We start from the raw sequence: 11,931 nt of genomic DNA on the forward strand, positions 1-11,931 counted from the left end.
CTACAGGCGATTCCGTCGGTCATTTCTTGCCTAGCGGTCGGTCTTGCGCATAATGCCCGGCTTTACGCAAACCTGAGCAGTCGAAATTGCCCCCTATGTTTAGCAAAACCTTTACGAGAACCCTGCTGGGCCTGGCCCTTGCCGTACCCGCCACGCCGCTGCTGGCAGATACCGTGTGGTTGAAGAATGGCGATCGCCTGACCGGCAAGATCAAATTCTATGAAGGCAAGAAGCTCCTGCTGCAGACCGATTACGGCGGCGCCATCGCTGTGGACTGGGACAAGGTCGCCACGCTGGAAAGCGATCAGGAGTTGCTGGTCAAGGAGAACGCCGTGGTCGGTGAGCGCGCCAAGGGCCTGCAACCTGCCGACCCGGGCAAGGTGACGCTGGTCAACGGCTCCGCACCGAAGACGGTCGAGCTGGCCAGCATCAAGCAGATGCTCAAGCCCAAGCCGCTGGTGGAAGACCTGGTGTGGAGCGGCAACATCGACGCCGCCCTCGATTACAAGCGCGCCGAAAGCGACACCGATGACTACGACGTCAACCTCGAAACCCAGGCGCGCCATGGCCTGTGGCGACACAACGCCACGGCGGGCTACAACCGCGAGTTCCAAGACGATCTGGTCACGACCGACAACTGGGACGCCGAATACGCCCTCGACCGCTTCCTGACCGAACACTGGTTCTGGCAGGGACGCATCGAATACAAGCGCGACCAGGTCGAAGAGGTCGCTCGTCAGCGCACCATAGGTACCGGTCCCGGTTACCAGTTCTGGGATAACGAGCTGGGCGCTTTCTCGGTGGCCGGTCTGCTCAACCGCAGCGACTACGAGTACGCCAATGGCGAAAGCGACAACTTCTATGCGGTGAGCATGAAGTGGGACTACAACCGTTACCTGATCGGCAAGAGCTTCGAGCTGTTCAGCACCGGTGAAGCCAGCAAGCCTCTGGCGAATGCCGCGGATTACACCCTGGATGCGGCACTGGGCCTGCGTTACAAGGTGACCGACTGGGCGTCGCTGAACATGAAGGCCGAGAAGGACATCGTCAGCGGCTCGGACGGCGATCTGGACGAAACCCACTACAGCATTGGTTTCGGTGTCGGCTGGTAAGTTAGCTGTTCTATAAAAAAGCCCCGCGTTTGCGGGGCTTTTTGCTTTAAGCGCTTTAGCTCTCGCGAGCGCGGAGTTTACAGCTGTAAATGAGCAAGCCCGCGAGTGCTTTTAACGCCGGATGGCCGGCGACGCGCAGTAGATCGATGCGGTTAGAGGCGCAGACCGCCGTCCAGCTCCAAGATACGGCCGGTGTAGTAGTCGTTTTCCAGGATGTACGCCACCGAGTGAGCGATCTCGGCGGGTTTGCCCATGCGACGCAGCGGAATGACCGAGGTCATGCGCTCCAGCGCTTCCGGCTTCATGCTGGCCACCATCTCGGTTTCGATAAAGCCCGGTGCCACACCCGCAACGCGGATGCCGTAACGCGCCAGCTCCTTGGCCCAGACCACGGTGTCGGCAGCCACGCCGGCCTTGGCCGCGGAATAGTTGGCCTGACCGATGTTGCCGGCACGGGAGATCGAGGAGATGTTGATGATCGCGCCTTCGTTCTTCAGCTCGATCATCTTCGCCGCCACTTCACGGGTGCAGAGGAACACGCCGGTCAGGTTGACGTCGATCACCGACTGCCACTGGGCCAGGCTCAGCTTGGTGAGCTCGCCGTCCTTGACCTTGATGGTCAGGCCGTCGCGCAGGATGCCGGCATTGTTGACTAGGCCATTGATCGCGCCAAAGTCGGCGGCTACCTGGGCGACCATATGGGTCACTTGCTCTTCGTTCGCCACGTTGCACAGGTAGGAGCGAGCCTCGACGCCGATGGCCTGGCAGGCAGCCACGGCTTCGTCGAGTTTTTCCTGATTGAGGTCAACGAGGGCCAGCTTGCTGCCTTTGCCCGCGAGGTATTCAGCCATCGCGCGACCCAGGCCCTGACCGCCGCCTGTGATGATGATGACTTGATCGTTGAGCTGCATGTGTATCCCCTTCGAACGGTTCGAGTAAGCTCCCGCTGGCAGCCTGGAACCGCTATTCTAGGCGCCTGCCCGTTTCTGACGGGTCTTTTGCGAGGAGTCATGAGGTGAGCGTAAAAGCCGGCAAGCATGCCCGAGAATTGCTGCTCAAGGAATACCGTGCAGCGCTTTCTACGCACTCCCAGGCCATGCCGGGCTTTCCTTTCGGATCAGTGGTGCCCTACTGCCTGGACGCGCTGGGGCGCCCGCTGATGCTGATCAGCCGTATCGCTCAGCACACCCATAACCTGCAGAAGAATGCCAAGTGCTCGCTGCTGATAACCGAGCGCGGCGGCGACGACGTGCAGGCGGTGGGCCGCCTCACGCTGCTGGCAGAAGCGCAGCCGCTGCGCGACGCACAGCAGATCGAGGCCGCCGCTGCCCGGTACTACCGTTATTTCGCCGACTCCCAGGGCTACCATCGCGTCCATGACTTCGACTTCTGGGTGCTGCAGCCGGTGCGCTGGCGCTTTATCGGCGGATTTGGCGCCATCCACTGGCTGGATGAAGTTGCCCTGGCCAACCCCTTCGCCGGCGACCTCGAGGCGGGGATGCTCGCGCACATGAACAGCGACCATGCCGAGGCCCTGGCGCATTACGTAGAACTCGCCGGGCTGCCCCGTCATGCGCCTGCGGAAATGGTCGGGATCGACCCCGAGGGCTTTCATCTGCGCATCGGCCAGGGTGTGCACTGGCTGGCCTTTCCTACATCCTGTAACACTCCGGCGGAAGTGCGCCAGGCCTTGGTACAGCTGGCTCGCGCCGCAAGCTGGCCGACCGGCGGTGAGGCTTCAGCTTGAATTAAGCGCAACATCCCATACTTCCTGCTTACTGGAAGCCGTTCTTCCGCTAAGGAAACTTTTGATGCGTGTTTTTCTGTTGTTACTGCTGCTGTTCCCGGTTGTCGAGCTGGCGGTTCTGATTCAGGTCGGCAGTGCGATTGGTGTGTTGCCGACGCTGTTGCTGGTCATAGGCACGGCGGTGCTCGGCAGCATCTTGCTGCGAGTGGCCGGCGTTGCCACTGCATGGCGCGCGCGCGAGCGTCTGAGTCGCGGCGAACTGCCCGAACAGGAAATGCTGGAAGGTCTGCTGATCGCGGTGGGCGGCGGCTTGCTGCTGCTGCCGGGCTTTATCAGTGACATTGTTGGTGCACTCTGCTTGATTCCGTTCACCCGTCGCATGCTGGTTGCCAAGCTGCGCCAGCGGGCTCAGGAGCAGGCGTTGCGCCAGCGCGCCTTTCGCGATGACCTGACTGCGGCCAGTCAGGCGCGCCCGGGTGCGAGTCGTCCGAACGTCCTGGAAGGCGAATACGAACGCCGCGACTAGTGCGGGCTTCGATTACCGCGCAGTTAGCTAGAAACGCCTCCGTTACCTGCTTCGGCACGGTCTGCGGGCATGGGTGAATCGCAAAAAAATTCACCCGTTGCCCTTGAAATCCCCTTGTACGCCCTTATGTAGCGGTCACCGCAAGGTTTTCTGCCGATCTCGGCAGAACAGACTTTCGCGTTGCACCTGGTGCAACGCAACCGGCATCGCCGGACTTTGCTAACCCGCCGGTGAAAACACCGGCCGCTGAAAACAACCTATTGGGAGAGATCGACAATGAAGCTTCGTCCTCTGCATGACCGCGTCGTGATTCGTCGCAGCGAAGAAGAAACCAAAACCGCAGGCGGCATCGTGCTGCCGGGTTCCGCTGCCGAAAAGCCAAACCAGGGCGAAATCGTCGCTGTAGGCACCGGTCGCGTGCTGGACAACGGCGAAGTACGTGCGCTGGCGGTAAAGGTCGGTGACAAGGTGGTGTTTGGCCCTTACTCCGGCAGCAACACCGTCAAAGTCGACGGCGAAGACCTGCTGGTCATGGGCGAGAGCGAAATCCTGGCCGTTATCGAAGCCTGATTCAGCCTCCGCTACAGCGCATCGCGTTCCACCAAAACGAATTTTGAGGAATATCCATCATGGCTGCTAAAGAAGTTAAGTTCGGCGACTCCGCCCGTAAGAAAATGCTCACTGGCGTAAACGTTCTGGCTGACGCCGTCAAAGCCACCCTGGGCCCGAAAGGCCGTAACGTGATCATCGAGAAGAGCTTCGGCGCTCCGACCATCACCAAGGATGGCGTTTCCGTTGCCAAAGAAATCGAGCTGAAAGACCGCTTCGAGAACATGGGCGCCCAGCTGGTCAAGGACGTCGCTTCCCGCGCCAACGATGACGCTGGCGACGGCACCACCACCGCCACCGTACTGGCTCAGGCCATCGTCAACGAAGGCCTGAAAGCCGTCGCTGCCGGCATGAACCCGATGGACCTGAAGCGCGGCATTGACAAGGCGACCATCGCCATCGTTGCCCAGCTGAAAGCCCAGTCCAAGCCATGCGCCGATTTCAAAGCCATCGCTCAGGTCGGCACCATCTCCGCCAACTCCGACAACTCCATCGGCGACATCATTGCCGAAGCCATGGAAAAAGTCGGTAAAGAAGGCGTGATCACCGTTGAAGAAGGCTCGGGCCTGGAAAACGAACTGTCGGTTGTTGAAGGCATGCAGTTCGACCGTGGCTACCTGTCGCCGTACTTCATCAACAAGCCGGACGCCATGGTCGCGGAACTCGACGGCCCGCTGATCCTGCTGGTCGACAAGAAGATCTCCAACATCCGCGAAATGCTGCCGGTGCTGGAAGCCGTTGCCAAAGCTGGCCGTCCGCTGCTGATCGTGGCCGAAGACGTTGAAGGCGAAGCCCTGGCGACTCTGGTGGTGAACAACATGCGTGGCATCGTCAAAGTCGCGGCCGTCAAGGCACCGGGCTTCGGCGACCGTCGCAAGGCGATGCTGCAGGACATCGCTGTGCTGACTGGCGGTACCGTTATCTCCGAAGAGATCGGTCTGAGCCTGGAAAGCGCCACCCTGGAGCACCTGGGTAACGCCAAGCGCGTGATCCTGAGCAAGGAAAACACCACCATCATCGACGGTTCCGGCCAGCAGGCGGATATCGAAGCCCGCGTTGCGCAGATCCGCAAGCAGGTCGAAGACACCTCGTCCGACTACGACAAAGAGAAGCTGCAAGAGCGTCTGGCCAAGCTGGCTGGCGGTGTTGCGGTGATCAAGGTCGGCGCCGGTACCGAAGTGGAAATGAAAGAGAAGAAGCACCGCGTTGAAGACGCCCTGCACGCGACCCGTGCGGCCGTTGAAGAAGGCGTGGTACCTGGCGGTGGTGTAGCGCTGGTACGCGCTCTGCAGGCCATCGACGAGCTTAAAGGCGACAACGCCGATCAGGACGTGGGTATCGCTCTGCTGCGCCGCGCTGTTGAAGCGCCGCTGCGTCAGATCGTTGCCAACGCCGGCGGCGAGCCGAGCGTAGTGGTTGACAAGGTCAAGCAGGGTTCGGGCAACTACGGCTTCAACGCTGCCAACGACACCTACGGCGACATGATCGAGATGGGTATTCTCGATCCAGCCAAGGTCACCCGTTCGGCGCTGCAGGCCGCGGCTTCCATCGGCAGCCTGATGATCACCACCGAGGCGATGATTGCCGAAGTGGCTGAAGAGAAGGGCGCTGGCGGCATGCCTGATATGGGCGGCATGGGCGGTATGGGTGGCATGGGCGGCATGATGTAAGCCAGCCCGGCTCGCTCGTTGTAGCGAACCTGCTGTACAAAGAACCCCGCGCCCGTCGCGGGGTTTTTTTATGGCTGCGACTCCGTGATGGCTACGCCACAGATCCTGGTATGGCAATTGCTCTGGTATTCCTCGCGCCGGCGGTTTGTCGCGTGTCCCGGCTGGCGGCTCTGCAGTTTTACCGCTTGGTTCTTTCGGTCTCTCTCACCTGGATGTGGTCTGGCGCGGGCTTTTACCCGTGCCTCGGTACGCTATTGGTCTTTTTCGGGAGGTTGGCGGCTTCGGGATGAGCAGTCAGGTTGCTGAAAAGAGGCTGATACCGCTGGGCATTATGGTGACGCCGGGTGTTACCTGCTGAACGGCTCGACCGTTCAGCGCAAACACCGTCGCCAAGCTGAACCATAGTGGCCGCATGCAGTTCCTATTTAGGCTAAGCCCAGCGACGCTGCTCATGCCAAATGGTTGGGCTTATTAGGCGGTTATACCGTCTGTCGTGAAGGTCAACGGCGGGTTAAGTGTTGGTCTAGGGTTAGCGAGCACAAAGCAGCGTTGGCAGCGCTATCAAGAGGTTGCATTGATGAAGCTAGAAATCGCACGAGGTTTGTTCGTTGTCGCTGCGCTTAGCGTGGCGTCGATGGCAGCCGCCGCCTGGCACGAGCCAGGCACCCAGGTAATCACGCACAGTGATTTCAGCCCCGAAGTGCTTCCGTTGAAGGCGCAGACGGCTGAGGTAGTAAGGCCTGACAAGGATTTGTTGTTGTTTATGTTCAGCCTGTCCCAAGGGATGGGCCCTCAGGGTTAAGCCTGGCGGCGACGTAAACGGTCATGAAAAAAGCCCTGCGATTGCAGGGCTTTTTTGTGGGCTTAAGCCGGGGAGGGCGGGGCTTTCCCAGGTCCGTCCGGTTGTGCCAGCAGGCTGTAGACGCAAGGCAGCACGAACAGGGTGAACAGGGTGCCCACCGACATTCCGGTGGCGATCACCAGACCGATGTCGAAGCGGCTTACTGCCCCTGCACCGCTGGCGAGAATCAGCGGAACCATGCCGAAGACCATGGCCGCGGTCGTCATCAATACCGGGCGCAGGCGAATCGAGGCGGCTTCTTCCACGGCGTCTCGCCGCGACAGGCCTTTCTCCCGGCGCAGCTGATTGGCAAACTCGACGATCAGGATACCGTGCTTGGTGATCAGGCCGATCAACGTCACCAGGCCGACCTGGGTATAGATGTTCATGCTGGAGAAGCCAAGGAACAACGGAATCAGCGCCCCGCAGATTGACAGTGGCACCGTCACCAGGATCACCAGGGGGTCGCGGAAGCTTTCGAACTGCGCTGCCAGCACCAGGAAAATCAGCGCAAGGGCGAGGCCGAAGGTCAGGTAGAGCGCGCTGCCCTCCTGCACGAACTGCCGTGCGGCGCCGGCGTAGTCGAAGGCGAAACCCTCGGGCGCTTCTTCCTCGGCGATCTGGCGCACGGTGTCGATCGCCTCGCCCATGCTGACGATGGGCACCCCCTGGATGATTGCCGAGTTCAGTTGCTGAAACTGGTTGAGCTTAGTCGGGCGGGCCCGGTCGCTGACCTTGACCAGCGTCGACAGCGGCAGCATCGCCCCGCTTTCGCTGCGCACGTAATAGCTGGCGAGCCAGCCCGGATTGTCGCGGTAGGCGCGTTCCACCTGGGCGATCACCTTGTAGCTGCGCCCATCGATGGTGAAGCGGTTGATTTCGCCTTCGCCGAGCAGGCTGGCCAGCGTCAGACCCAGGTCCTGCATCGAGACGTCCATCTGCGCGGCTTTCTCGCGGTCGATCTCGATCACCACTTCAGGTTTGTCGAATGCCAAGTCGATATCGAGGAAGGCGAACTTGCCCGACTCGGCCGCCCGCGCTCTGATCTTCTCCGCAACCTGCAACAGCGACTGGTAATCCGAGGGTGTGTTGACCACGAACTGGAACGGCAGGCCACTGCCGGTGCCCGGTAGCGACGGCAGGTTGAAGCCGAATATCTGCAAGCCGGGAATCTGCGCGAGCCTGCCCTGAACTTCAGGCAGGATTTCCATCTGGGTACGTTCGCGCTCGTCCCACGGTTTCAGCAGGAAACCGCCGATACCCGATTGAACGCCGTCCGAGCCGTTGATCTGGAACGAGGAGTAGTACTCGGGAAACTCCTTGAAGATCTGCACGAACTCCTCGGTGTAGCGGTTCAGGTAATTCAGGTTGGTGGGCTGCGGGGCGCTGGCGAGCATGAAGATGATGCCCTGGTCCTCTTCCGGGGCCAGTTCGCTTTTGGTGAAGCTGAGCAGTACCGGGATCAGGCACATCACGATGACCGCGAACACCACCACCACCGGGCGGGTTTGCAGCGTGCCGTGCAGCGCGCGCTGATAGCGCCGTTTGAGCGCATCAAAGATCTGGTCGAGCTTGTGCGCCAGGCCGGATGGATTTTCCTCATGGCGCAATAGCTTGGCGCACATCATCGGCGACAGGGTCAGGGCGACGATTCCGGAGATGATCACGGCGCCCGCCAGGGTCAGGGCGAACTCCTTGAACAAGGCGCCGGTGAGGCCTTCGAGAAAACCAATCGGTGCATAAACCGCGGCCAGGGTAATGGTCATCGAAACCACCGGCACGGCGATTTCGCGGGCGCCTTCGATGGCGGCATCGAACGGCGTTTTGCCTTCCTCGATATGCCGGTGGATGTTCTCCACCACCACGATCGCATCGTCCACCACCAGGCCGATGGCCAGGACCATCGCTAGCAGCGTCAGCAGGTTGATCGAATAGCCCATCAGTTGCATGAAGAACAGCACGCCGATCATCGACAGCGGAATGGTGATCACCGGGATCAGCACCGAACGGAACGCGCCGAGGAACAGGAATACCACGACGATGACGATCAGCACCGCTTCGCCGAGGGTCTTCACCACCTCGTCGATGGAGGCCTGGATGAACAGGGTGGCGTCATAGGCGATGGACACTTTCAGGTTGGGCGGCAGTTGCGCTTCCAGCTCGGGAAGGATCTTGCGCACCTCCTTGATCACGTCCAGTGGGTTGGCGCTCGGCGTGCCCTTGATGCCGATATACACCGACGGGATGCCGTCGAACGAGCTGATCGAGTCGTAGTTTTCCGCGCCCATCTCTACCCGTGCCACGTCGCGGATCAGCACCCGGCTATCGCCCACGGTCTTGAGTGGAATGGCGGCGAATGCTTCGGCCGACTTGAGGTCGGTTTCGGCATTGATGCTGGTCACCACGTATTCGCCCTTGAACTCCCCTGCCGCGGCGAGGAAGTTGTACTGGCGCACCGCATCGTTGACGTCGCTGGCGGTGATGCCGTACGCCGCCATTTTCACCGGGTCGAGCCACAGGCGCATGGCGAATACCTGGTTGCCGAGGATCTCCGCTTCGGCCATGCCCGGCAGGGTCGCGAGCTTGGGTTGAATCACCCGGGAGAGGTAATCGGTGATCTGCGGGTTGCTCAACTCTTCGCTGTAGAAACTGACGTACATCAGCGCCGAGGCATCGGCGGCTTCCTTGGACAGCACCGGGTCCTGGGCTTCCTGGGGCAGCTGGTTCTTCACCTCGTTGGCCTTGGCCAGCAACTCGGTGAAAAGGCGATCGCTGTCGGCGCCAATCCGCGCGTAGATGGAGATGACCGAGGCGTTCTGCCGACTGACCGAGGTCATGTAATCGATGCCTTCGGCGCTTGCCAGGCTTTGCTGCAACGGCTGGGTGATGTAACCCTGGATGGTTTCGGCGTTCGCCCCGGGGTAGGCGGTGGTCACCGTGATCAGCGCATTCTCCAGCTGTGGATACTGGCGGATCGTCAGTTTGCTGAACGCCTGCAAGCCCAGCAGGATGATCAGCAAACTGACCACGGTCGCCAACACCGGGCGACGGATAAAGGGATCGGTAAAAGCCATGGATAGGTTCCTTTACGCCAGCGTCGGTTACTCGACGTCGGGCTGACTGTTCGCGCTGGCCGAGTCCTCGGCGATGGCGACGTGGGCGCCGTTATCCAGTTTCAATTGCCCGGCGGTGACGACCTGCTCACCCGCTTTCAGGCCCTTGAGCACGACAACCAGGCCGTCGCGGCGCTCGCCGGTTTCGACGAAGCGGCGCTCGACCACAAGCTGGGGTTGGCCCTTGTCGTCTTTGATCGGCTGCTGGTCTTCGCCCTGCTTTTCCTCGATCACGTACACCGAGTTGCCATACAGCGTGTAGGTGATGGCGGTTTCGGGGACGACCACGTGCTGGGTTTCGCCGGGTAGCAGAACCTCCAGGTTGGCGAACATGCCGGGCAGCAGCCTGGCGTCCTGGTTTTCCAGAATCGCGCGGACCTGCACGTTGCGCGTGGCGTCTTCCACCTTGGGGTTGATCGCGACGATGGCGCCTTCGAACTGCTCGCCCGGATAGGCTGCCACGCTCAGACGTATGCGTTCGTCGACCGCCAGTTTTGGCACCGCCTGTTCCGGCAGGAAGAAGTCCACATAGAGCTTCGAAACGTCCTGCAGGGTGGCGATGATGGTGCCCGATGACAGGTAGTCGCCGACATCCACCTGGCGAATCCCGATAGTGCCGGCGAAGGGCGCAAGGATGCGCTTTTTGGCCAGCAGCGCATTGAGCTGGGCGACGCTGGCGTTGGCCTGTTGCAGCTCTGCCGAGAGGCGATCGAATTCGCTTTTGGAGATGCTCTGCCGGTTGACCAGGCTGCGGCCGCGCTCGAACTCGACCCGCGCCAGGCCCAGCGCCGCTTCGGCCGTTGCCAGGTTGGCGCGCTCGACGTCGTTGTCCATCTGGATTAGCGGCTGATTCTGGGTGACCTGCTCACCGGAACGGAACAGCACGTCACGCACGGTGCCGCCCACCTCGACGGTCAGGTCGACTCCCTGGAAGGCCTTGAGCGAACCGATGGCCGGCAACCGGCTTTGCCACGGCTGCTCGACGGCGCGCTCGGCATCCACGCTGATAGCGGGTGGCGGCACCGAGAACTTCTGCACCTGCTGGTAGATCGAGAAGCCTTTATAGGCAGCAAGAGCGAGTACCACGAGGGCTACGACGCCCAGCATGATCAACATGCGGCGGAGCAACATATTCCGTTTCCTTGGCGAGAAGAATGTGAAGCCTGGAATAGGCAAGAGGGGCACATTAGACCTGCTGGTCAGGCAATGTCAAAGCGTCGCATTTGCAGAAAGTTACCGGCAAATGACCTGACCGATAAATCAGCTTTTGCTCCGCAGGGCCCCGAGGTGAATGACGGCACGCCGGGCTTCAGATCGGCCATGACCGGTGGCGGCAGCCGCCCTGGCGCTCTCGTTGTCGAGGCGCCGGGGCAGTCGGTGGTTTTTAGGCGTGAAGCTTTTTGGTCAGGTCGTTGAGCTGACCGGACAGGGTATGCAGGTTCCTGCCGGCCTGCTCGGTGCGTTCGACGTTTTCCTGGTTGCTTACGGCAATCGAGGTAATTTCCGTCAGGTTGCGCGAGATGTCTTCGGCGACCGAAGTCTGTTCCTCTGCCGCGGTTGCGATCTGCCGGTTCATGTCGCGAATCGCTTCGACGGCCGCATTGATGCGTTGCAGCATGGCGCCTGCTTCGGTCACCTGGGTGACGCCTTCCTCGCTGCGGCTTTGCCCACTCTCGATGGCCTTGACCGCGTTGATGGCACCGGTTTGCACGTTGTCGATGATCTGGTGGATTTCCGCGGTGGACTCCGCCGTCCGCTTGGCCAGCGTACGTACTTCATCTGCAACGACTGCGAACCCGCGGCCCTGGTCCCCCGCGCGGGCGGCCTCGATGGCCGCGTTCAATGCCAGCAAGTTGGTCTGTTCGGCAATCCCGCGGATCACTTCCAGCACCTTGCCGATACGCTCGCTGTCGCTTTCCAGGCGGCGAATGACCTCGGCGGTGTGGGTAATTTCCCCGCGCATGCCGGTGATGGTGTGGATGGTCGAATTCATCACCGTATCGCCTTGGCGGGCGGAGCTGTCGGCATCATCCGCTGCGTGGGCAGCCTGTGCGGCGTGTCGCGCCACCTCCTGGGCTGTGGCCGACATCTGGTGCATGGCGGTGGCGACCTGATCGGTGCGTGAGAACTGCTCGCGGCTGCCTTGGGCCATGAGCGCGGAAATCGTGCTCAGCTCGCCGCTGGCCTGGTCCAGCTCGGCGGCGCTGAGCTGCAGACGGGTAAAGGTCTCGGCAAGAAAATCGCGCAGCGTGTTGGCCGCTTCGGCCAGGCGGCCGAGCTCGTCGCTGCGGCTGCTGTCGACCCTTTCCAGCA

General features: G+C 61.2%; 10 protein-coding genes. 6 read left to right on the forward strand and 4 right to left on the reverse strand.

Annotation, left to right across the window (positions count from 1 at the left end; all coding sequences use genetic code 11):
- Positions 1 to 95: 95 nt before the first annotated feature.
- On the forward strand, positions 96 to 1,112 hold the full coding sequence (locus tag ACX0MV_RS05370; protein ID WP_458981442.1) for a DUF481 domain-containing protein: 1,017 nt from the start codon (positions 96 to 98) through the stop codon (positions 1,110 to 1,112).
- A 152-nt stretch (positions 1,113 to 1,264) separates the two neighbouring features.
- Here ACX0MV_RS05370 and ACX0MV_RS05375 read toward each other — a convergent pair whose 3' ends face one another.
- Complete coding sequence (locus tag ACX0MV_RS05375) at positions 1,265 to 2,023, reverse strand: SDR family oxidoreductase (protein WP_458981443.1); 759 nt, start codon at positions 2,021 to 2,023, stop codon at positions 1,265 to 1,267.
- A 104-nt stretch (positions 2,024 to 2,127) separates the two neighbouring features.
- Between ACX0MV_RS05375 and ACX0MV_RS05380 the strand changes: the two genes are divergently transcribed.
- The 5 genes from ACX0MV_RS05380 (at position 2,128) to ACX0MV_RS05400 (ending at position 6,466) form a co-directional block, all read left to right on the forward strand.
- Complete coding sequence (locus tag ACX0MV_RS05380) at positions 2,128 to 2,859, forward strand: HugZ family pyridoxamine 5'-phosphate oxidase (protein ID WP_458981444.1); 732 nt, start codon at positions 2,128 to 2,130, stop codon at positions 2,857 to 2,859.
- A gap of 64 nt (positions 2,860 to 2,923) precedes the next feature.
- Positions 2,924 to 3,385, forward strand: a complete 462-nt coding sequence (locus ACX0MV_RS05385) for an FxsA family protein (protein WP_458981445.1) — start codon at positions 2,924 to 2,926, stop codon at positions 3,383 to 3,385.
- A 276-nt stretch (positions 3,386 to 3,661) separates the two neighbouring features.
- Positions 3,662 to 3,955, forward strand: a complete 294-nt coding sequence (locus ACX0MV_RS05390; protein ID WP_279820597.1) for a co-chaperone GroES — start codon at positions 3,662 to 3,664, stop codon at positions 3,953 to 3,955.
- 59 nt (positions 3,956 to 4,014) lie between these two features.
- Positions 4,015 to 5,664 carry a chaperonin GroEL gene (gene groL, locus ACX0MV_RS05395; RefSeq protein ID WP_458981446.1) on the forward strand — a complete coding sequence of 550 codons (1,650 nt, stop codon included), beginning with the start codon at positions 4,015 to 4,017 and terminating at the stop codon, positions 5,662 to 5,664.
- 577 nt (positions 5,665 to 6,241) lie between these two features.
- Positions 6,242 to 6,466, forward strand: coding sequence for a hypothetical protein (locus tag ACX0MV_RS05400; RefSeq protein WP_458981447.1), 225 nt, complete (start codon positions 6,242 to 6,244; stop codon positions 6,464 to 6,466).
- Positions 6,467 to 6,528: 62 nt separating this feature from the next.
- On the opposite strand, the gene ACX0MV_RS05405 is transcribed toward ACX0MV_RS05400, so the two are convergent.
- The 3 genes from ACX0MV_RS05405 to ACX0MV_RS05415 form a co-directional block, all read right to left on the reverse strand.
- Positions 6,529 to 9,579: a multidrug efflux RND transporter permease subunit gene (locus tag ACX0MV_RS05405; protein WP_458981448.1), complete on the reverse strand. Its 3,051-nt coding sequence runs from the start codon at positions 9,577 to 9,579 to the stop codon at positions 6,529 to 6,531.
- A 27-nt stretch (positions 9,580 to 9,606) separates the two neighbouring features.
- Entirely contained in the window at positions 9,607 to 10,749 is a 1,143-nt protein-coding gene (locus ACX0MV_RS05410; RefSeq protein ID WP_458981449.1) for an efflux RND transporter periplasmic adaptor subunit, read from the reverse strand.
- Between the two features lie 253 nt (positions 10,750 to 11,002).
- Complete coding sequence (locus ACX0MV_RS05415; protein ID WP_458981766.1) at positions 11,003 to 11,770, reverse strand: methyl-accepting chemotaxis protein; 768 nt, start codon at positions 11,768 to 11,770, stop codon at positions 11,003 to 11,005.
- Positions 11,771 to 11,931 lie beyond the last annotated feature (161 nt).

It is taken from the genome of Pseudomonas cistanchae, assembly GCF_054483635.1.